Annotated in this window: 21 protein-coding genes; 5 read left to right on the top strand and 16 right to left on the bottom strand. The window is 68.1% G+C overall.

The features are described 5' to 3' along the window. Nucleotides 1-4 precede the first annotated feature (4 nt). The 6 genes from ACT53R_RS08100 to ACT53R_RS08075 all read right to left on the bottom strand — a co-directional run bounded on the left by ACT53R_RS08100 (nt 5) and on the right by ACT53R_RS08075 (nt 6,265). Entirely contained in the window at nt 5-430 is a 426-nt protein-coding gene (locus ACT53R_RS08100; protein ID WP_476171341.1) for a DUF4124 domain-containing protein, read from the bottom strand. Nucleotides 431-545: 115 nt separating this feature from the next. Beyond that, on the bottom strand, nt 546-947 hold the full coding sequence (gene crcB, locus ACT53R_RS08095) for a fluoride efflux transporter CrcB (protein ID WP_476171340.1): 402 nt from the start codon (nt 945-947) through the stop codon (nt 546-548). Nucleotides 948-1,011: 64 nt separating this feature from the next. Continuing rightward, nucleotides 1,012-2,343, bottom strand: coding sequence for a replication-associated recombination protein A (locus tag ACT53R_RS08090; RefSeq protein ID WP_476171360.1), 1,332 nt, complete (start codon nt 2,341-2,343; stop codon nt 1,012-1,014). A 163-nt stretch (nt 2,344-2,506) separates the two neighbouring features. Then, on the bottom strand, nt 2,507-3,217 hold the full coding sequence (locus ACT53R_RS08085) for a hypothetical protein (protein WP_476171339.1): 711 nt from the start codon (nt 3,215-3,217) through the stop codon (nt 2,507-2,509). Continuing rightward, nucleotides 3,214-3,846, bottom strand: coding sequence for an outer membrane lipoprotein periplasmic chaperone LolA (lolA, locus tag ACT53R_RS08080; RefSeq protein ID WP_476171338.1), 633 nt, complete (start codon nt 3,844-3,846; stop codon nt 3,214-3,216). The genes ACT53R_RS08085 and lolA overlap by 4 nt, the downstream gene beginning before the upstream one ends. Before the next feature lie 127 nt (nt 3,847-3,973). After that, nucleotides 3,974-6,265 (bottom strand): DNA translocase FtsK, encoded by a 2,292-nt coding sequence (locus ACT53R_RS08075; RefSeq protein ID WP_476171337.1) that lies wholly within the window; start codon nt 6,263-6,265, stop codon nt 3,974-3,976. 220 nt (nt 6,266-6,485) lie between these two features. Here ACT53R_RS08075 and ACT53R_RS08070 point away from each other — a divergent pair, with 220 nt between their 5' ends. From ACT53R_RS08070 to aat, 5 genes are all read left to right on the top strand, one after another. Then, nucleotides 6,486-7,199: a pseudouridine synthase gene (locus tag ACT53R_RS08070; RefSeq protein WP_476171336.1), complete on the top strand. Its 714-nt coding sequence runs from the start codon at nt 6,486-6,488 to the stop codon at nt 7,197-7,199. Nucleotides 7,200-7,337: 138 nt separating this feature from the next. Then, the gene (trxB, locus tag ACT53R_RS08065) at nt 7,338-8,291 is read left to right on the top strand and encodes a thioredoxin-disulfide reductase (RefSeq protein ID WP_476171335.1); all 954 of its coding nucleotides are present in this window, start codon (nt 7,338-7,340) and stop codon (nt 8,289-8,291) included. Nucleotides 8,292-8,294: 3 nt separating this feature from the next. Beyond that, the gene (locus ACT53R_RS08060; RefSeq protein ID WP_476171334.1) at nt 8,295-8,729 is read left to right on the top strand and encodes a GNAT family N-acetyltransferase; all 435 of its coding nucleotides are present in this window, start codon (nt 8,295-8,297) and stop codon (nt 8,727-8,729) included. Further along, the gene (locus tag ACT53R_RS08055) at nt 8,726-9,859 is read left to right on the top strand and encodes a GNAT family N-acetyltransferase (protein WP_476171333.1); all 1,134 of its coding nucleotides are present in this window, start codon (nt 8,726-8,728) and stop codon (nt 9,857-9,859) included. The genes ACT53R_RS08060 and ACT53R_RS08055 overlap by 4 nt, the downstream gene beginning before the upstream one ends. Next, on the top strand, nt 9,856-10,611 hold the full coding sequence (gene aat / locus ACT53R_RS08050; protein WP_476171332.1) for a leucyl/phenylalanyl-tRNA--protein transferase: 756 nt from the start codon (nt 9,856-9,858) through the stop codon (nt 10,609-10,611). Before ACT53R_RS08055 ends, aat begins: the two co-directional genes overlap by 4 nt. An 80-nt stretch (nt 10,612-10,691) precedes the next feature. Here the strand turns inward: aat and fabD are convergent, their stop codons facing one another. The 10 genes from fabD to ACT53R_RS08000 form a co-directional block, all read right to left on the bottom strand. Then, entirely contained in the window at nt 10,692-11,870 is a 1,179-nt protein-coding gene (gene fabD / locus ACT53R_RS08045; protein ID WP_476171331.1) for an ACP S-malonyltransferase, read from the bottom strand. Between the two features lie 54 nt (nt 11,871-11,924). Beyond that, nucleotides 11,925-13,184 (bottom strand): beta-ketoacyl synthase N-terminal-like domain-containing protein, encoded by a 1,260-nt coding sequence (locus ACT53R_RS08040; RefSeq protein WP_476171330.1) that lies wholly within the window; start codon nt 13,182-13,184, stop codon nt 11,925-11,927. Continuing rightward, a complete protein-coding gene (locus ACT53R_RS08035) occupies nt 13,171-13,416 on the bottom strand; it encodes an acyl carrier protein (protein ID WP_476171329.1) in 246 nt (81 codons plus the stop codon). Before ACT53R_RS08035 ends, ACT53R_RS08040 begins: the two co-directional genes overlap by 14 nt. Before the next feature lie 114 nt (nt 13,417-13,530). Beyond that, entirely contained in the window at nt 13,531-14,283 is a 753-nt protein-coding gene (locus ACT53R_RS08030; protein ID WP_476171328.1) for a polyketide synthase, read from the bottom strand. Then, complete coding sequence (locus tag ACT53R_RS08025) at nt 14,280-15,071, bottom strand: enoyl-CoA hydratase/isomerase (protein WP_476171327.1); 792 nt, start codon at nt 15,069-15,071, stop codon at nt 14,280-14,282. The genes ACT53R_RS08030 and ACT53R_RS08025 overlap by 4 nt, the downstream gene beginning before the upstream one ends. After that, nucleotides 15,059-16,321: a hydroxymethylglutaryl-CoA synthase family protein gene (locus ACT53R_RS08020; RefSeq protein ID WP_476171326.1), complete on the bottom strand. Its 1,263-nt coding sequence runs from the start codon at nt 16,319-16,321 to the stop codon at nt 15,059-15,061. Before ACT53R_RS08020 ends, ACT53R_RS08025 begins: the two co-directional genes overlap by 13 nt. Nucleotides 16,322-16,389: 68 nt before the next feature. Next, nucleotides 16,390-17,418, bottom strand: coding sequence for a hypothetical protein (locus ACT53R_RS08015; protein ID WP_476171325.1), 1,029 nt, complete (start codon nt 17,416-17,418; stop codon nt 16,390-16,392). Continuing rightward, nucleotides 17,415-18,671, bottom strand: a complete 1,257-nt coding sequence (locus ACT53R_RS08010; protein WP_476171324.1) for a sterol desaturase family protein — start codon at nt 18,669-18,671, stop codon at nt 17,415-17,417. The genes ACT53R_RS08015 and ACT53R_RS08010 overlap by 4 nt, the downstream gene beginning before the upstream one ends. 81 nt (nt 18,672-18,752) lie before the next feature. Then, nucleotides 18,753-20,135, bottom strand: coding sequence for a type I polyketide synthase (locus tag ACT53R_RS08005; RefSeq protein WP_476171323.1), 1,383 nt, complete (start codon nt 20,133-20,135; stop codon nt 18,753-18,755). A 9-nt stretch (nt 20,136-20,144) separates the two neighbouring features. Beyond that, nucleotides 20,145-21,038 carry an outer membrane lipoprotein-sorting protein gene (locus tag ACT53R_RS08000; protein WP_476171322.1) on the bottom strand — a complete coding sequence of 298 codons (894 nt, stop codon included), beginning with the start codon at nt 21,036-21,038 and terminating at the stop codon, nt 20,145-20,147. Nucleotides 21,039-21,043 lie beyond the last annotated feature (5 nt).

The raw sequence follows: 21,043 nt of genomic DNA, 5'->3' as shown, positions 1-21,043 counted from the left end.
ATGCTCAGAACCCGTGGCAGGCGTCCCAGACGTCGCCGTCGAGGCGGCTGAGCTGGTCGAAGGTGCGTTTCAGGCCGACGCGCTTGAGTTCGGCGTCGCGGCGACCCTTGGCGGCACGGCACGGGTCCGGGGTCGCGTTCCGTTTCGCGCCCGCGGTGCGGACGATGCGGACGTGGTCGCCGCCGCCGCGGTTGCGGCGATCCATCTCGGCTTCGATCGCCCGGGTGCGGGCGAGCGTCGCCGGGTCGGGGACGATCGTGGCGAACTCGCGGGTGGCGACGCTGCGCTGGGCGACGGCGCAGGGCGTGTCCTGGTAGCTGCGGACGCCGCGGGCATCGGTGCAGACGTGGACGGTATAGCTGGCGGCATGGCCCGCGACGGGCAGGCAGGCGGCGAGGACGAGCGGCAGGCAGCAGGCGAAGGGTTTCATCGAAGACTCCGGAAAAGCGCCGGTCGGCGCGGTCCGGAACAGGATCGTCATCGCGGCCGGCGGCCGGGATCGGGGAACGTCCGCTGCTGCCTGCGGCGTTCCCCGCGCTGCGGGGTCAGGAAACCCTGAGCGCGTCCGCGGTACGGGCGCCGAGCCAGACCAGCGTCAGACCGGCCGCGAGCGTGATGACGAGGTAGCCCAGCGCCCAGTCGCCGCGGCTGGATTTCGCGAACAGCAGGCACTCGACCATCAGCGCCGAATACGTGGTCAGCGCGCCGAGGATCCCGACCATCAGGAACGCCCGCCAGTACAGCGCCGACGGGCCGCGACCTTCCAGCCAGATCGCCAGGAAGCCCGCCGCGAACGAGCCGATCAGGTTCACCGCCAGCGTGCCCCACGGGAACCCGGTGCCGACGTGGCGCAGCAGCAGGCCGCCCAGCCAGAACCGCAGCATCGCCCCCAACGCGCCGCCCGCGGCGACCAGACCGAGCTGCTGCCACCAGAGGGCGGGATTCATGCGCTGCCTCGCCTGCCGAACGAGTCTTTTATTTCAATTACTTGGAAGTCGAACATGAAGTGACTCATGAAGCGGACCCGTCGTGGTCTTCGCCACCGCCCGCATCGCTCCGGGCACGGGTACGGGCCTGCTCGCGGTCCGCGCGCAGGCGGTCAAGCTTGTCCTTCAGCTTGATCTCTAGGCCGCGGGTGACGGGCCGGTAGTAGACGCGCTCGCCCATGGCGTCGGGGAAGCCGGTCTGCTCCAGCGCCACGCCGCCTGCGCTGTCGTGGTCGTAGCGGTAATTCTTGCCGTAGCCGATCGACTTCATCAGCTTGGTCGGCGCGTTGCGCAGGTGCAGCGGGACCTCCTGCGTGCCGTACTCGGCCACGTCGCGCCTGGCCGCGCCGAAGGCGGTGTAGGCGGCGTTCGACTTCGCGGTGCTGGCGAGATAGATCACGAGCTGCGCCAGCGCGAGGTCGCCTTCCGGGCTGCCGAGGCGGTCGTAGGTGTCCCAGGCGTCGATCGCCATCTGCAGCGCCCGCGGGTCGGCCAGGCCGATGTCCTCGACCGCCATGCGGGTCATGCGCCGGGCGAGGTAGACCGGGTCGCAGCCGCCGTCGAGCATCCGCGCCAGCCAGTACAGCGCGGCGTCGGGATTGGAGCTGCGCACGGATTTGTGCAGCGCCGAGATCTGGTCGTAGAACTGCTCGCCGCCCTTGTCGAAGCGGCGGGTGCGGTCGGCCAGCACCTGTTCGAGGATCTCGTCGGTGATGGTGCCGCCCTCGCCGGCCGCATCGCCTTCACCCGCCAGTTCGGCGGCGATTTCCAGCAGGGTCAGGCCGCGGCGCACGTCGCCGTCGGCGGCGACGGCGATCAGGTGCAGTTGGGCCGGCGCGATCGTCAGGGCGCGGTCGCCGAGCCCGCGCTCGGGATCGTCCAGCGCCCGCTGCAGCGCGACGGCAATGTCGTCGGCCGACACCGCTTCCATCACGTGCACCCGGCAGCGCGACAGCAGCGCCGAATTCAGCTCGAACGACGGGTTCTCGGTGGTGGCACCGACGAACAGGATGGTGCCGCGCTCGATGTGCGGCAGGAACGCGTCCTGCTGCGCCTTGTTGAAGCGGTGCACTTCGTCCACGAACAGCACCGTGCGCCGGCCGTCGGCGAAGCGCTGGGCGGCTTCGGCCAGCACCTGGCGCACCTCGGGCAATCCGGAGAGCACCGCGGAAATCGCGCGGAAATTGGCGTCGGCGTACTTCGCCAGCAGCAGCGCGAGCGTGGTCTTGCCGCAGCCCGGCGGCCCCCACAGCACCATCGAATGCACGTGGCCGGATTCGATCGAGCGCCGCAGCGCGGTGCCCGGCGCCAGCAACCGGCGCTGGCCCACCATGTCGTCCAGCGTGCGCGGACGCATGCGCTCGGCCAGCGGACGCAGCGCGTCGCGCTCGACCGCCAGCAGGTCGGGCGCTTCGGGGAACGGTGCGGGAGGCGTGGAGCGGGACAAGCGGGGGCGTCCGGAGCGGGGTCGTCACCTTAGCAGGTCGGCGTCGCGAGGCGCCAAGCCGCGAGTCGACGCCTCAACGATGCCCGGCCGGCGACGGACTGCTGCCGGCGTCGTTGCCCGTGTCCTGGTCCAGCGTGTACGACGCCCGCAGCCAGGTCTTGTCGAGGCGGTCGTACAGGCCCTCGACCCGCACCGGTGCGGTGCCGTCGGGCCCGAAGTCGGCGATGCCGGTGGCGTCGATGCGCGAATAGCGCGGGCTGGCCTCGGTGGTGGCGATGCGATCCAGTTGCAGCCGCACGTGCTGGCCGCCGAATTCCTCGCCCAGCTTCGCGACGACGTGGTCGTCCAGTTCGCGGATCAGGGTCGCGTCGTTGGGCACCGATCGACTGGCGGGCCCGGCCGCGCCGATGTCGAGTTCGGGATAGCCGGCGCTTTCGAAGATGGCGTCGTACAGCGCGACGAAGCGGAAGCCGATCCATTCCTCGGCGTTGCCGATCTGCACCTCGCCCTGCCCGCTCACCCGGCGGTCGCGCAGGCTGGTGGTCTGCACGTCGACGCGGCCGAGCTTGAGCTTCACCGCGCGGCCACCGAGCTGTTCGGACAACGCCCCGACCAGCGAGGCGGCGACGACGCTGTCCAGCGTTTCGCGTTCCTGCGCCGCGGCCAGGCGCGCGGTGGCCGGATTCGGTTTCGGTGCCGTCGGTGGTGCCGCGGCGGCGCACAGAGCGACCGCCAGCAGCAGCGGCGCGGTCGCGAGGGCGGATCGGTGCGGGAGATGCCTCACTCGCCGCGCACCACGTCGACGCCCTTCGGCGGCGAGAACTTGAACGTCGCGGCGGCGAACTTCGGATTGCGCTTCCAGCCGGCGAAGGTGATCTCGGTGCGCTGGCCGAGGCTGTCGACGATCACCATCTTCGCGAGCGAGCTGCCGTCGAAACCGAGGCGTGCCCGCTCGAAACCATTGTTGTCCTTGCGCTTCGGCGAGAGTTCCAGCCACTCCAGCCCGCCTTCGCGGCCGGCTTCGGTGATGGCGAAGGACTGGTCGAGCTTCTTCGGATCGGTCAGCACCGCGAGCGGGCTGTTCTGCTCTTCGGCGCCCTGCGAGCGCACCGTGACCTGCTTGAGATCGGGGTCGAAGATCCAGACCTTGGCGCCGTCGGCAACGATCAGCTGCGGGTACGGCTTGAGATATTCCCAGCGGAACAGCTTCGGCGCCGAGAGCGCCACCGAGCCCGACGAGGCTTCCTTGCGACGACCCTGATTGTCGAACACCTGCTGGGTGAAGGTGCCCTGCAGACCCTTGAGATCGCGGGTGAAGGTGTCGAGGCTGTCGCGGGCGCCGGCCTGGGCGAATCCCGAGGCGAGCAGCGCGAGTGCGGCGGCGGAACGGACGGCGAAGGAGGCGATCTTCATGCGACGGGTCATCGTGTAGCCGGACTGGCGGCGAGTCTGAACGGAAGAAGCTGAACGCGGATTGGCCGCGGCCAGTCTGGCGTCCGGAGCCGGCAGGCTGCGGCGCAAGACAGGGCGAATCGTGCAATCAGCGCGGTGGCGGCGGCGCGATGACGGTGCGGTCGCCGTTGTGCTCGGGCGCGGAGACGATGCCGGCCGCTTCCATCGCCTCGATCAGGCGGGCGGCGCGGTTGTAGCCGATCTTCAGTCGGCGCTGCACACCCGAGATCGAGGCACGGCGGCTTTCGGTGACGATCTTGACCGCCTCGTCGTACAGCGGGTCGCTCTCGTCGCCCGCCCCGCCGCCGGTTTCAGGCAGCCCGGTCGGGCCGACGACCACGCCGTCGCCCATCGTCTGCACTTCCTCCAGCACGCCCTCGACGTAGTCCGGGCCGCCGCCGATGTGCTTGAGGTGCTCGACCACGCGATGCACTTCCTCGTCGCTGACGAACGCGCCGTGCACGCGCTCGGGCATCGCCGTGCCCGGCGGCAGGTAGAGCATGTCGCCGTGGCCGAGCAGCGTCTCGGCACCGCTCTGGTCGAGGATGGTGCGCGAGTCGATCTTGCTCGACACCTGGAACGCGATGCGGGTCGGGATGTTCGCCTTGATCAGGCCGGTGATGACGTCCACCGACGGGCGCTGGGTGGCGAGGATCAGGTGGATGCCGGCGGCGCGCGCCTTCTGCGCCAGGCGGGCGATGAGTTCTTCCACCTTCTTGCCGACGATCATCATCATGTCGGCGAATTCGTCGATGAAGATGACGATGAACGGCATCGGCTCCAGCGCCGGCGGGGCCTCCTGCAGCTCGGGATTCGGCCGGAACAGCGGGTCCAGCAGCGGCTGGCCGGCGTCCTGCGCGTCCTTCACCTTCTTGTTGAAACCGGCGAGGTTGCGCACGCCGACCGCGCTCATCAGCTTGTAGCGGCGCTCCATCTCGGCCACGCACCAGCGCAGGCCGTTCGCCGCTTCCTTCATGTCGGTGACGACCGGCGCCAGCAGGTGCGGGATGCCCTGGTACACCGACAGTTCCAGCATCTTCGGGTCGATCATCAGCATCCGCAGGTCCTTCGCGGAGGCCTTGTACAGCAGCGACAGCACCATCGCGTTCACCGCCACCGACTTGCCCGAGCCGGTGGTGCCGGCGACCAGCAGGTGCGGCATGCGCGCGAGGTCGGCCACGGTCGGCCGGCCGGCGATGTCCTTGCCCAGCGCCAGCGTCAGCGGGCTGACCGACTTGTCGTATTCCTTCGAGCGCAGCAGTTCGCTGAGGTAGATCATCTCGCGCTTGGTGTTCGGCGTTTCCAGGCCGATCACCGACTTGCCGGGGATCACGTCGACCACGCGCACCGACTTCACGCTGAGGCCGCGGGCGATGTCCTTGTCCAGCGAGCTGATCGAACTGACCTTGATGCCCGGCGCGGGCTCGATCTCGAAGCGGGTGATCACCGGGCCCGGGCAGGCGCCGACCACCTGCGCATCGATGCGGAAATCCTTGAGCTTGAACTCGATCTGCCGCGACAGCGTCTCCAGCGTGTCTTCGTCGTAGCCCTTGGGCTGCGGCTTGGGATCGTCCAGCAGCGACAGCGGCGGCAGGCCGGAGCCGTCGGGCACGTGGAACAGCGGGATCTGCTGCTCGCGCTTGGCGCGGTCGCTTTTCTCGACGGCGGCGGTCGGCGGCGGCGGTTCGATCTTCACCGGCTCGCGCTTGGCACGCTTCTCGGTCTCGACCTTGCGGACTTCCCCGCGCTCCTCGCGCATCGCACGCGCGGCCTGCCACTCGGTGGCCTGCTGCGTGCCGCGGCGGAACAGCGGCGGCAGCTTCATCAGCCAGAAGCCGATGCGATCCATCACCGCCAGCCACGACAACCCGGTGGCGAGGGTGATCGAGATCAGCAGCAGCGCGATCAGGAACAGGTTGCCGCCGACCATGCCGAAGCCGCGCAGCAGCGAATCGCCGACCAGCTTGCCGAGGATGCCGCCCGCACCGGCGGAGAAGTCCTCGACCGCACCGATCTTCAGCGTCAGCAGCCCGGTGGCCGCGACCACGAAGCCGACGATGCCGACCAGCCGCAGCGCGGGGCCGAGGTCGGCGTCGCCGTCACCGTCGACATCCATCCCGAACAGCGCGATCCAGGCGATCGCGCCGAGGATCAGCGGCAGCACGAACGCGACGTAGCCGCACAGGTACAGCAGCACGTCCGCCAGCCAGGCGCCGACCCGGCCGCCGGCGTTCTCCAGCGGCGCGGTCACGCTGCCCGAATGCGACCAGCCCGGGTCCTGCGGCGAGAAGGTGAACAGGCAGACCAGCAGGTACAGCAGCAGCGGCGCGATCATGATCAGCGCGATGTCGCGCACCAGCCGCTGGCGGCCGGGACTCATCTTCGACGGTTCGGCCGGCGCAGCGGCGGCCGGCGCGGCGCGACGGGATTTGCCGCCGGGGGTGGGAAGCTCGCGTGCCACCGTGTGGGAATGCCTGAAAAAAGTCGTCCAGATCGCTGATCTTACAGATATCCCGAGTCAGGCACGAGGCCGCCGCAGGCGATTTTCCGGCCGCCACCGGCTACGATGCCCGCCCTGCCCCGACGCCTCCCGCCCGCCCATGCGCCTCAACAAACACATCAGCGACACCGGGTACTGCTCGCGCCGGGAGGCCGACCGGCTGATCGGCGAAGGCCGGGTCACGGTCAACGGGTTCCGCGCCCGGATCGGCAGCGAGATCGGCGAGGACGACGAGGTCCGGATCGACGGCGAGGTGCTGCGCCCGCGCACGGCCGCGAAGGGCCAGCGCCGGCATGTCTACATCGTGCTCAACAAGCCGGTGGGGATCACCTGCACCACCGAGGAAGGCGTCAAGGGCAACATCGTCGATTTCGTGGATCACGAGCAGCGGATCTTCCCGATCGGCCGCCTCGACAAGGACTCCGAGGGCATGATCCTGCTGACCAGCAACGGCGACATCGTCAACGCGATCCTGCGCGCCGAGAACAAGCTGGAGAAGGAGTACCTGGTCGCGGTGAACAATCGCATCACCGACGAGTTCCTGCGCGGCATGAGCCGCGGGGTGCCGATCCACGGCCAGACCACCCTGCCCTGCAAGACCGGCAAGCTGGGGCCGTTCGGGTTCCGGATCGTGCTGGTGCAGGGCCTGAACCGCCAGATCCGCCTGATGGCCGCGCACTTCGGCTACCGCGTGAAGCAGCTCGTGCGCGTGCGCATCGGCAAGCTCAAGCTGGGCCACCTCAAGCCCGGCCAGTGGCGCAACCTCACCGACGCCGAACTGCGCGGCCTGCTGCCGGACCACCAGGACTGGTGATCGCGCCGCCCCGGCGGGGCGCGATGCAGCGTTCCGCCCGCGGCGCACCCAGCCGGGTTGATCCGGCCTCCCTTGGCTACAATTCCCCCTTGCCGCGACGCCCCTGCCGGCGCCGCCCCCGCCCCTTCGCGAGACGCCATGAGCACGCCCAAGCATTCGAAGCTGATCATCCTCGGGTCCGGCCCGGCCGGCTGGACTTCCGCGGTCTACGCCGCCCGCGCCAACCTCAAGCCCGTGGTCATCACCGGCCTGCAGATGGGCGGCCAGCTGATGACCACCACCGAGGTCGACAACTGGCCGGGCGACGCCCACGGCCTGATGGGCCCGGACCTGATGGCGCGCATGCAGGCGCACGCCGAGCGCTTCGAGACCGAAGTGGTGTTCGACCACATCCACACCGCCGACCTGTCGCAGCGCCCGTTCCGGCTGAAGGGCGACAGCGGCGAATACACCTGCGACGCGCTGATCATCGCCACCGGCGCCACCGCCAAGTACCTCGGCATCCCGTCCGAGGAGGCCTTCAAGGGCCGCGGCGTGTCCGCTTGCGCCACCTGCGACGGCTTCTTCTACAAGGACCAGGACGTCGCCGTGATCGGCGGCGGCAACACCGCGGTCGAGGAAGCGCTGTACCTGTCGAACATCGCCCGCAAGGTCTATCTCGTCCATCGCCGCGACACCCTGCGCGCCGAGAAGATCATGCAGGACAAGCTGTTCGCGAAGGTGCAGGCCGGCAAGATCGAACCGGTGTGGCACCACACCGTCGACGAAGTGCTGGGCGACGACAAGGGCGTCACCGGCGTGCGCGTGAAGTCGATGCTCGACGGCGCCGCCCGCGACATCGCGATCCACGGCCTGTTCGTCGCCATCGGCCACACCCCGAACACGACGCTGTTCGAAGGCCAGCTGGCGATGAAGAACGGCTACCTCACCATCCAGACCGGCCTCGACGGCAACGCCACGCAGACCTCGGTCCAAGGCGTGTTCGCCGCCGGCGACGTCGCCGACCAGGTCTACCGTCAGGCGATCACCTCCGCCGGCTTCGGCTGCATGGCCGCGCTGGATGCAGAGCGGTTCCTCGACAAGGAAGGCTGAGCGATGCTGCGGACCAGCGCGGATTTCGACGACCTCGACCTCGCGCTGATCCATCGTTTCCTGTCCGGCGACTCGTACTGGGCCGCCGGCATCCCGCTCGACACGCTGGAGCGCGCCCTGCGCCATTCGGTCTGCTGCGGCGGTTTCCTCGACGGCGTCGGCCAGGTTGCGTTTGCACGCGCGGTGACCGACCAGGCGACATTCGCCTACCTCGCCGACGTGTTCGTGCTGCCGGAACACCGCGGCCACGGCCACGGCCGCACCGTGGTCGAGGCGCTGATGGCCGACCCGCGCTTGCAGGGTTTGCGCCGCTGGCACCTCGTCACCCGCGACATGCAGCCGCTCTACGCGAAGCTGGGTTTCGAGCCGCTGTCGCAACCCGAACGGCACATGCAGAAGCATGATCCCGACGTCTACCTGCGACCACGTGCGACATGAAGCTCCGGGCACTTCATTCGCTCGACGACCTGCCCGCCGCCGCGTGGGATGCACTCCACGACGGCTGCAATCCGTTCGTGTCGCACGCCTTCCTCGCGGGACTGGAAACGCACGGTTGCCTGCGCGAGGACTGGGGCTGGACACCGCTGCATCTCACGCTGTGGGAGGGCGATGACCTCGTCGCCGCGGCGCCGGGCTACGTGAAGACCAATTCGCACGGCGAGTTCGTGTTCGACCATGCCTGGGCCCACGCCTACGCGCACCACGGCCACGACTACTACCCGAAATGGCTGTGCGCCGTGCCCTACTCGCCGGTGACCGGCCCGCGCCTGCTCGCGCGCGATGCGGAGACACGTGCGCTGCTGGTGCGCGCGATGCCCGCATTCGCGCACGCGGCGGGCTGCACGTCCGCGCACGTGAATTTCCCGACCGAAGCGGAAACCGCGGCGTTCGATGCGCCGTGGCTGGCGCGACTCGACGTGCAATACCACTGGCACAACGCCGCCGGCTGGCGCACGTTCGACGACTACCTCGCCGCGATGGACCACAAGCATCGCAAGAACATCCGCCAGGAGCGCGCCAAGGTCGCGCGCGCCGGCGTGGCCTTCCGCGTGGTGCACGGCGATGAAGCGAGCGAGGCGGATCTGGTCGCGATGCACGGCTTCTACCGGCGCACATTCGACGACCACGGCAACTCGCCCGCGCTGACGTTGCCGTTCTTCCGTCATCTGGCACGAGCGCTGCCGCGCGGACTGGTGCTGATGCTCGCCGAGCGCGATGGCCGGCCGATCGCCGGCGCGTTCTGCCTGCGCGGCGGCGACACGCTCTACGGCCGCTACTGGGGGTGCGACGAAATGCATTCGGGGCTGCATTTCGAGACCTGCTACTACCAGGGCATCGAATACTGCCTGCGCGAAGGCCTGAACCGCTTCGAGCCTGGCGCGCAGGGCGAACACAAGATCGACCGCGGCTTCCTGCCGACGTTCGTGCACAGCCGGCACTGGATCGCCGACGCCGCGTTCGCCGAGGCGATCGCGCGCTGGTGCGAGGAAGAACGCGAGGCGACCCGGCGTTATGCGGCCGGCATGGCGACGCATTCGCCGTTCCGCGATCCCGTACACGACGCATGACGCTTCGCCTGCCCTGGCTCTCGCCCGATCCCGCGGCGCCATTCCCGCCGGTGTCGAGCGCGCTGCGCGAACCGAACGGATTGCTCGCGGCCGGCGGCGACCTGCAGCCGCAGCGGCTGCTCAACGCGTATCGGCAAGGCATCTTCCCGTGGTTCTCGGAAGGCGAGCCGATCCTGTGGTGGTCGCCTTCCCCGCGCGCCGTGGTCCGCACCGACGGCGTGCGTCTCTCGCGTCGCGATCGGCGCACGCTGCGCAGCCTCGGCTGGACCGCCCGCGCCGACACGCAGTTCGCCGAGGTGATCCGGCACTGCGCGCACATGCCGCGTCCCGGGCAGGACGGCACGTGGATCACCGATGCGATGCAGGCCGCGTATCGCGAACTGCATCGGCTCGGCCATGCGCACAGCGTCGAAGTCTTCGATGGCGACGGCGCGCTGGTCGGCGGCATCTACGGCGTCGCCGTCGGCCTGATGTTCTACGGCGAAAGCATGGTCAGTCTGGCCTCGGGCGGCTCGAAGGCGGCGCTGGCGGCGCTCGCGCATCGGCTGCGCGACTGGGGCTTTCCGCTGATCGATGCGCAGGTCGAGAACCCGCATCTGCTGCGGCTCGGGGCCGATATCTGGCCGCGTGCGCGGTTCATGGCCGCGATCGAGCGGCAGACGGCACAGCCGGGCCACGTCGGGTCATGGACGGACGCCTTCGGCGCGCTGCCGATCGCGGACGTGGTGGCGGAGATCGCCGACCTGCCCTGAACCCGCGCGATGGAAAGAAAAAGGCCGCCGCCGTGTCCGGCAGCGGCCTCGTGGCCGTTCTCGGGGAGCGGGAGGTCGTCTCAGGCGGCGACCAGCTCGTCCAGGTCGAAGTAGCCGTTGTAGCCCTTCATGTAGACCGCGGCGCGGTGGCCGAACAGCACGATGGCCTCGGTCCGCGTTTCCAGTTCGCCGTAGCCTTCGCGGGTCGAGCGCACGCGTGCGCCGACGCGGTGGCGGGCATTCCAGGCGGCGACCTTCTCGTCCGCGGTGGCGGCACTGCGCGCGGTCGTGGCTTCGGCTGCCGGCGCGGGAGCGGCCTGCACTTCCGCTGCCGCAGTTGGCGCGGAACCGGCATCGCCGGCCAGCGTCTGCATCAGCCCCTGCAGCACGTCGTCCGGCGTCTGCGAACGAATCGTCATCACCAGCCGCGTCAGCACCTCGCCCGGGCCGAGTTCGACGAATTCGATCTCCTCCCCGGCCAGCTTCGCCTTCGCGAGCAGGTACTGCACGCTCTCGGACCAGCGCACGGTGTTGGCGATCTGGTTCGCCAGCGTCTCCAGCATGGCGTCCTCGCGGTACGGCCGCGCGGTGTTGTTGGCGATGACCGGGACGCGCGGCGCCGAGAAGGCGACGTCGGCCAGGTGCGTGCGGAACTGTTCCATCGCGTCGCGCATGTAGACCGAATGGAACGCGCCGCTGGTCGCCAGCGGGAAGAACCGGACCTTGCCCTTGCGGAACAACGGTTCGGCCTGGGCGATCTCGTCGCGCAGGCCGGACAGCACGATCTGCGACGGCGAGTTGTAGTTCGCCAGGTAGACGTTGCTCAGGCCGTTCTCGCGCAGGATCTGCTCGATCTCCTCACGGCTGGCGTTGAGCACCGCGGCCATGCCGCCGCCCTTCGCGTGGCTCATCAGTTCGCCGCGCTTCTGCACCAGGCGCAGGCCGGTCTCGAAGTCGAACACGCCGGCCGCCATCAGCGCGTCGAACTCGCCGAGGCTGTGGCCGAGCACGGCGTCGGGATCGCGGCCACCGTCGTCCTCGCGACGCGCGAAGTACGACAGCGCGTTGACGACGTACAGCGCGGGCTGGGTGAACTGCGTCTGGCCCAGTTCCTCGCGCGGATCGTCCAGGCACAGCGAACGGATCGAATAGCCGAGGATGGCATCCGCCTGCGCGGTGCGTTCGGGGAAGCGGTCGAACAAGTCGCCGCCCATGCCCTTGGATTGGGCGCCCTGGCCCGGGAACATGTAGATCTTCATGATGTCGTTCTCGATGCGGGTTCCATGGGATCTCGGTGGCGTCGGCGGGGTGCGTCAGCTCCAGCGCTGGACGCACACCGCCGTGTTGATGCCACCGAAGCCCATGCTGAGGTTGAGGGCGTTGTGGATCTCGTGGTCCTGACCTTGCGCGCCGGTCCAGCGGAACGCCTGGTCGATCGGCTCGTCGAGGTTGCGCGTGGGATGCAGCCGGCCGGCGCGCATCTGCAGCAGGATCGCCACCAGTTCCAGCGCGCCCGCGGCCGTCAGCGCGTGGCCGGTGAGCGCCTTGGTCGCGTTGATCCAGGCATGCGACAGGCCGGAACGACGCAGGGTCTCGAGTTCGACGATGTCGCCCAGCGGTGAACCGGTGCCGTGCGGGTTGATGTAGTCGATATCGCCCGCCGACAAACCTGCACCGGACAGCGCACGCGCGATCGCCGCCATCTCGCCCTCGACGGACGGATCCGGGTTGCGATGCGCGTCCATCCACACGCCCCAGCCCGCGAGCTTCGCGTGCGGCGGGCGATCGCGATGGCCGAGTGCGTCCGCACGTTCGAGCACCACCGCACCGCAGGCTTCACCGAAGATGAAACCGTCGCGGTTGGTGTCGAACGGACGGCAGGCCAGGTCCGGCGTCATCGCATGCCGGTCAGACCCCATCGCGCCCAGCGTGCGCAGGCCCTGGCATTCCCAGTAGGACAGGTCCATCAGCGCGCCGATGGCGATGCAGACGTCGACGCGACCGGAGGCCACCGCATCGGCGGCCTCGATCACGGCGAGCTGGCCGCTGGCGGAAGCGCCGCCCACGGTCCACGCGCGTCCGCGGATGCCGAACACTTCCGTGCACAGGCCGCAGAGGTCGGTGTCGAGGAACGACATGCCGTAGGTCGGACGCAGGAAGGTCTCGCGCCCGCGGTAGCGATCCTGCTGCAGGACCAGTTCGCGCTGCTGCACGTTGCAGCCGCCGACCACCAGCCCGATGCGCTCCGGCGCGACGCCGTCGAGCCCGGCGTCCTGCCAGGCTTCTTCGAGCGCAGCCAGGGCAGCCTGCGCGGTCAGCGACAGGTTCCTGGCGGCGATGTTGGAGCGCTCCGTCGGCACTCTCGGGGCGGCGATCTCCGCCCCGAGGAACGCGGAAGCGCTGCCGCCGATGTCGCCTTCGCGCACCGGAATCTGCCGTCCCTGGCGTTGCATCACGCCGAATGCGGCGCGACCTTCCAGCAAGCCGGTCTGCAGCGCGGTCGTGTCGGCACCGATGGCGGAAACCGCGCCGATGCCGGTGATCGCGATGTCGGAACGGTCAGGACTTCGCATGGATGATGTCGGCCAGGCCATCGATGTTCTCTGCACGCGCCAGATCCACCATCGGGATCCGCAGCGACAGCGTTTCGAGCGTGAGCATGATGATGTCCGCGCGATCGACCGAGTTGGCGCCCAGCGCCTTCAGCGAATCGTCGGGCTTGAACTCGTGGTTCGCCAGGTCCGGCAGCACTTCCCGGGTATGGCGATGGAGGGTATCGAGGATTTCCTGCTTGCTGATGCTCATGGTGCGGTGACTCCTGTGATGAAGAGGGTGCGGACGCCGTTGTGGCCGGCCGATGGCGGCCGGTGGCGCAAGGCTGTCCGGAGAATGACACGATACGGGGCGGGCGGTGGTCGATCAGCCGTCGAAGAAGGCACGGATGCGGTCCTTCACCTCCGGCTGCCCGAAGGTCCTGGCATGCATCGCTTCTTCCTGGGCGATCACCGCCGGCAGGCCGGCGCGCAGGCCGGCGACGAGGTGATCCTTCAGCGTGACCAGCGACGGTCGCGGCTTGTCGGCCAGGCTGCGCGCGAGTTCGAGCGCGTAATCCGCGATCTCGTTCCGCGGCAGCACCGGGAACGGCACCCCGCGCCGTTGCAGGTCCTCGCCGCGGTACGTGCGCGCGGTGAGCATCATTTCCTCGGCGAGGGTGATGCCCAGCTTGGCCGGGAGCACGAAGGTCGAGCCCATGCCCGGGGTGAAACCGTACTTCATGAAGTTGGTGGTGTAGACGCTTTCGCGGCTGAGGATCGGGAAATCCGAGAACAGCCCGAGCACGAAGCCGCCACCGACGCCGTGGCCCTGCATGGCGGCGATCACCGGCACTTCGCAGTTCAGCGCCAGGCTGTAGAAGTCGCGATCGGAGAACTTCGACTTGCCTTCGGACAGCTCCAGCAGCCCGGCCTTCGTGCCGCCGCTGGCGAAATAGCTGTCGTAGCCGGTCAGGATCACCGCCTTGCAGCGCGTGTCGAGCGCGATCGCGTCGAATGCCGCGATCAGACCCTCGACCAGTGCGGGCGAGAAGGTGTTCTTGTTCTCGCGATCCTGCATCGTGACCTGCAGGATGCCGGTCTCGACCTCGTGCAGGGTGACGACACCGCTGGTGCTCATGCGGTCTCCCACGGGAACGCCCCGGTCGTCACGTAGCGGGCGATCTTGGCCTGGTTCTCGGGGTCTGAGAACACTTCGACGTTGGCCGCGATCGCGCGCGGGCGGGCCTGCACCAGATCCTGGCCCCAGGCATCCATGTAGCGTTTGTACCGACGGATGCCCGTCGCCGGCAGGCGACGCAGGCGCAGCAGTTTCTTGCGCAGCAGATTGGCGCTGTCCGCGCCCATGTCGTCCACCAGCCCCCAGTCGAGCGCGGTCTGCGCCGACACCGGCTCGGTCAGCAGCGTCATCGTGTTGGCCTTCGCCGGGCCGATGCGACGGATCAGGAACGGCAGCACGCAGGCCGGCATCAGCCCGAACAGCAGTTCGGACAGGCCGAAGGTCGCCTTCTCGTCGCACAGCACGATGTCGCACGCGGCCACGAAGCCGATGCCGCCGGCATTGGCCGCGCCGCGCACGTGCGCCACCGAGACGAACGACCCCATCGCCAGTCGCAGCCACAGGTCGTACATCGGCGCAGGGTCGAACAGCGGCCCCTGCACGCCACGCGCGACGTCCTGTTCCAGCGACTTGAAGTCGGCGCCGAAACAGAACACCTCCGGCAACCCTTCCAGCACGAGGATGCGGATCTGCGCCTCGTGCCGGTCGAGCAGCCGGTTGAACTCGGCGATCAACAGGTCGTTGATCGTGTTGTTCGCGTCGGGACGGTGGATCTGCACGAAGCAGACATCGTCCTGGAACCGGACCTTCAGGGTGTCGAACCCGTCGCCGGGGACTACGACATCCATTCGTAGATTCTCCGGTATTCCTTGATCTCCTTCAGGAACAGCACCGGCTTGCCGTGCGTCTTCGTGGCCTGCGGGATGAAGCTGGTGTCCAGCACCACGTTGCGGGTGCCGAAGCGCACCGCCTTGCTGCCGACGAGCAGGCTTTCGTACTCGTCCATGGTCAGTTCGTAGCGGTTGTCGAGCTGCCCCTTGATGTTCATCTCGCGCAGGCGGTCCTGGCCCTGCTGGTTGACCACGCCGCTGAAGAATTCGGAGCAGCAGCCGGAACCGTACGAGAACACGCCGACACGCTGCGGCCTGCTGAAGTCGCCGTTGTCGATCGTGCTGGCCAGCGCCATCATCGCGGTGGCGCCCATGATGTTGCCGACCCGCTGGCAGTAGGTGAGGCTGGGACCGAAGCGGCGGAAGAAGTCCGCCTCGATGTCCGCCGGCGACGTGCCGCGGGCATGCTTGCGCATCAGGTTGCGGTGCGCGCCCTTCACCATGCCGCCGAACGGCGTGTGGTAGGCGAAGTAGCCGAAGCTCTTGGCGTAGTCGGCACCCTCGACGCGGTTCTTGTATTCGAGGAACGCGTTCTCGCTGCAGTCGAGGTAGGACAGCAGCGACAGGTCGGAGTCGCCGGCCTCGGAGTCGGTGGACGGACGGCAGGTGTCCATCACTTCGTAGCCGTAGGAGCCGTTCGCGCCCGGGTCGACCTGGAACAGGTGCGGGGTCTCGCTGAGCAGGACCGCGACCGCGCCCGCGCCGCCGCTGGGCTCGGCGAAGGACCACTCCATCTTGAAGGCGTTGCCGCCCTCTTCGAGGATGAAGCGCGAGATGTCGGTGGCGATGACCAGCGCCTTAGCGCCCGGCGAGACCTGCGCGAGGATGAAGTTGACCGCATTCTGGAAGCCGGCCACGCCCGAGAAGCAGGCGTTCTTGACCTCGAACAGGCGGCAGTTGCGGTTCAGGCCCAGCAGGTCGTGGCAGTAGGTGCTCATCGACTTGCCGAAGTCGAACGCCGACTCGGTGCAGGTCACCACCATTTCGATGCGGTTCTTCTCCTCCGGGGTGAGCCGGTCGATGATCGGCTTGGCGGCGTTGACCGCGAAGGTGATGGGATCCTCGTAGGGAAGCGCGACGCTCTTCTGCTTCATCATGAGGTTTTCGAAACGTGTCCGGTCCAGATCCCGGTGGACGGCCAGTTTCTCGACGTCCAGGAACGCCGTGCCGGCGAACACATTCATTGCTTCGATGCCAACTTTGACCATGGGAATATCGCCTTTGAACGGGTGATTGCGAATGCGTGCAAGCGGGCCGCGTGCGCGCCGGGAGGGCGCTACGCGGACGCGAGCGGGGATGCGGAACGGGGGACGGCCACCTCGTGCGGCGCCTCGTGCGAAGCGGCCGCCGCGAGGCAACCCTGCACCCAGGCGTCGAGCGTGGCGCGGGATTTCTCCAGCGTGCCGCCGAGGGCGTGGTGCAGTTGCAGGGTGAGCGCCAGGCGACCGTTGACGGTGATGCAACCGGCACCGATCGGGTAGACGCGGGTGATGGCCGGGCAGAAGATCCAGTGGCCGGCGCCATCGACGTTCCAGACGCCGAGGTTCGAGAACATCCCGGTCACGCCGTGCCGCTGGCGTTCGCGCTTGCGGATGTCCTTGCGCATGCCCTCCTCGCCCAGCAGGCGACCGAGCTGGAGCAGCGACCACATGCCCCAGTGGCGGCCGATCTTCTGGTTGTGGTCGATCTGTGCCTGGAGTTCGGCGACGGGCAGTCCGTCGGTGCCGTCGATCGGCAGGAACGACATCTTGGGCTGCGCGTCCTCGGATTTCGGCACGGCGCCGCGCATGTTCACCGGCAGCATCCAGCGGCGCGGCGCGCCGACCGGCACCCAGCGACCACCGCCGACGGCGGCATCGAGGTGCGACAGCAGGAACGTGTTGACCGTGACGCCGGCCGCCTTGGCGGCGCGGATCAGCACCTGGGTCTGCGCGGCGTCGAACAGCGTCCACGCCACCCGCTCGGACACCGGCGCGAAGCCGGCCGGATCCTGCCAGTCGTAGTCGACGGTCCATTTCTGATGGCGCACGCCGAGGTAGCGCAGCACCGACAGCACGCCGCGCGTGCGGCGCCAACGCGACGGCCAGCCCTCGCGCAGCACCGGCAACGTGCCGGGCGACAGCTGCTGTTGCCGCAGCAACGCCGCCAGGCCGCTGACGCCGTCGAACTGGTCGTGCGGGAGCGTCTGCCAGGCCACGTCCTGCCCTGCGTCGACGCGGCCGAAGACGATCGAGATGTCCTCGCCGCAATCGCGGAGGGCGCGGAACATCTCCGCCACCCAGTCGATGTCCTGCCTGGCGCTCACTGGCCGGCGTCCTCCGCCTGGACCTTGGCCTTGGCCGCCGTGGCGCCCTCGGGCAGGTCGTGGTAGCGCTCGACCAGGTCCATGTACCAGCGGAACTTCGGGTTGTCCCAGACGTAGCCGTTGAGTTCCTGGTCGAGGCGGATCGAATACTTCAGTTCGTCCGGCAGGAGCTTCGTGCGCTTCTTCACTTCATCCGTGGTCGGCAGGTCGAGATTGATCGCGAAGCCGTACGGTTCGAGTCGGCCGAAGTGGTGCAGCGAATGCTGCATCACGGCGAGCATGTCCTTCGGCAGCTTCGGGAACACGCCCGGGATGTACTGGTGCATGTCGATGTCCGACTTCACGTCGAACGTGTAGAACAGCGTCGCGGGCAGCGGGTTGTAGAACGGGATCGGGAAGGCGATCGCGCTGCGGACCAGCCCTTCCAGCGGCCCGTTGCCGGCCACGGCGATCATGCCGCTGGGGATCGCGTCGTGGTGGACGCCGTGCAGGTAGATGAAGTCGAACTCGGAATTGTGCGACAGCCAGTGGTCGCGGTAGAACCAGTCGTTCAACGTCTTGACGTTGATCTTCTGGATCAGGAAGGCCAGCGCGATGGTGGCCGGCGCCAGCACCAGCGAATAGTTCACGTGGGTCAGCACCAGGTACCACGGCACCAGGTAGACCATGTGCGTGAGCAGGCCGGTCATGTAGGCGTGGATCACCGACAGCGTGGTGCGGCCCGGGGTACCGACGCGCCCCTTCCACGCCGACTGCAGCAGGATCTCGCGGATGTGCTCGCGCTTGCGCATGTGCGCGATGAAGATCGTGGTGCGGTAGACGGTGATGATGGTGACGTGCAGCCAGAACAGGCCGATCGCGAGGCGGCGCATCCAGTCGACGTGGTGCGGCCAGTCCGGCGTGTAGTGGATGATCACGTTCTCGGCGACGAGCAGCGCGATCGCCATGAAGTACGGCGCCTTGATGTTCTGGAGCTTGTGGATGATCAGGAAGATCACGTCCTGCGGCGAGTGCAGCACCACCGGCACCTTGAAGCCGAGTCCGTGGTTGATCGGGAACGTGATGGCCATGAACACGCAGACCACGGCGCCCGCCCACGTCATCGGATGCATCGGCCCGAAGCCGATGACGATCAGGGCCTGGCAGATGACCAGCATGAACAGGTAGTCGAGGAAATCCTTCTCCTGGTAATTCGTGCGTCTCTTCTGTGTTCCGTACAGCTTGTGGAAGCGTTCGACTTTGCTGGTTGCCATGGTCTTTTACTCTCGTGGGAAAGGGAGCGCCTGCTTCACCGCGGCATCGCGGCACCAGGCCCGTTACGTGGAGCGGAATGCTCAATCCATCCGGAAGCCGTCTCCCGGGGGAGACTGCAGGACCAGATGCGCATTGGTCCCGCCGAAACCGAAGGCGCTCACGCCCGCGGTCAGCACGCCGTCGGGCGTCGTCGGTTCCCAGTCGCGCGGCTCGGTCATCAGGTAGAACGGCGAGGTCTCGTCGAGGTGGATCTGCGGATTGAGCTGTTTGAAATTCGCGAGCGCCGGCAGTTTCCGGTGGCGGAAGGCCAGCAGCACCTTGATGACGCTGGCCATGCCGGATGCGGATTCCAGGTGGCCGATGTTGGTCTTCACCGACCCCAGGCCGCAGCTCTGCGGCGCGGCCTTCACCGAGAACGTGCGCTCGAGGTTGCGCCAGGCCCGCTTGAGGCCGGTGATCTCCAGCGGGTCGCCCTTCGGCGTGGCGGTGCCATGCGCCTCGATGTAGCTGATGCGATCGACCGGGATGCCGGCCTTCGCATAGGCCTCGTGGATCACCTGTGCCTGCGCGAAGGCATTGGGCGAGGTCAGCGTCTGCGCCTTGCCGCCGTGGTTCAGCGCCGAGCCCTTGATGATCCCGCAGATGCGGTCGCCGTCGCGGAGTGCGTCGCCCAGCCGCTTCAGCAACAGCACGCCGCCGCCCTCGCCGCGGACGTAACCATCCGCGCTGGCATCGAAGGTACGGCAGCGGCCGGTCGGCGACAGCATGCCGGTCTTGGCGAACGAGATCACCGTGATCGGGCATGCCAGGATGTTGATGCCGCCGACCACCGCCATGCTGATCTCGTGCCGGCGCAGCGCTTCCGATGCGTAGTGCATCGCGAACAGGGAGCTGGAACACGCCGTGTCGAACGGCAGGCTCGGTCCGCGCAGGTCGAGGTAGTACGAGACGCGATTGGCGACCAGCGACAGGTAGTTGCCGGTGGAACGATGCGCCTCCACGACCCGCTGGTACTGCGTCAGCAGCTCACGGTATTCCAGCGTGGAGACACCGACGTACACCCCGGTGTCGGTGCCCGCGAGGTCGGACGGCAGGTAGCCCGCGTCTTCCAGGCAACTCCAGGTCAACTGCAGGATCAGCCGCTGCTGCGGGTCCAGCACCCGCGCCTCGGTCGGCGAGATGCGGAAGAAGTCACCGTCGAACTGGTCGATGGCATCGATGAAGCCGCCCCATTTGTTCTGGATGCGGTTCGGCGCGGAAGGATCCCCGTAGAACTCGCGCCAGTCCCAACGATCGGGCGGCACTTCGCGCACGGAGACGCGGCCCTGGATCAGGTTGTCCCAATACTGGTCCGGGTCGTCGGCTTCGGGAAAGCGGCAGGACATGCCGATGACCGCGACGTCGTCCTCATCGTAGCGGCCGCCGCCTCCCGCCTCTTCGACAGCCTTGTCGTGTCTGCTCATGTCCCGACCTCATTTCGTCTTGGCGCGCAACGCCGCCAGCTCGCGCTCGCGGAACGTCACGTCGGTCAGGCTGCGCTCGGAAACCAGTTCGTTCGACACCTCGCGGTTGTAGGCCGCCGACAGGTTGGCGAGCACCGACACGCGCTGCGTCAGCAGGTTCTTCATGGTCTGGCGCTTGGCCAGCCACACGCCATCGACCTGCGTGTACTGGGTGTTGAGACGCTGGCGATAGAACTTGCCGGCCTTGTTGAAGATGTCTTCGCGGACGATGAGCTTGCGCTCCTTGTCGACCCACATCTGGATCTTCCCGTACTGCGTCTTCGGCGCACGGCGGGCGTTGGGCGTGGCCTCGATCACCCACACCGGGCGCCCCTCGTACACGTCGTCGCGCAGCAGCTTGAAGGTGTACTGGTCGATCTTCTTCAGCTGGGTGTCGTCGACGAAGAACTCCGTGCCGAAGAAGCTGCCGCCGTCCTCGTTGCCGCCGCCACTGGACACGACGCGCCGCGTCTTGCCGAGCGCGGGCAGGTACAGCAGCACGTCGTTTTCCTTGTCGCCCTGGTAGTACTCGTAGCTGAGCATGCCCACGCCCTTGTCGGTCGCCGGCTGCAGCACCATCGCGATCGAGTGCGAATCCTTGCGGTCCGCGCCCCACTTCTTCTCGACCGCTTCCAGCACGGTGATGCGCGGTTTTTCGCGGCAGGAGATGGCTTCGCCCTTCACGGCGTAGCGGCAGGTCGTGAGCTGGACCTTGATCAGCGCGGTGGTGAAGGAACCGCGGTAGGCGCGATCGGAGGCCTTCATGATCTCGTCGGCACTCATGCCGTCCGCCGACAGGGACAGCGGGGCGACCAGGCAGACGCCGAGGGCGAGCCTCAGTGCGATGGAAACGACAGGGTTCATGGCAT

The sequence above is a fragment of the Lysobacter sp. DMC104 genome, from assembly GCF_056313665.1.
This window is presented reverse-complemented; position numbering and strand designations above follow the sequence as displayed.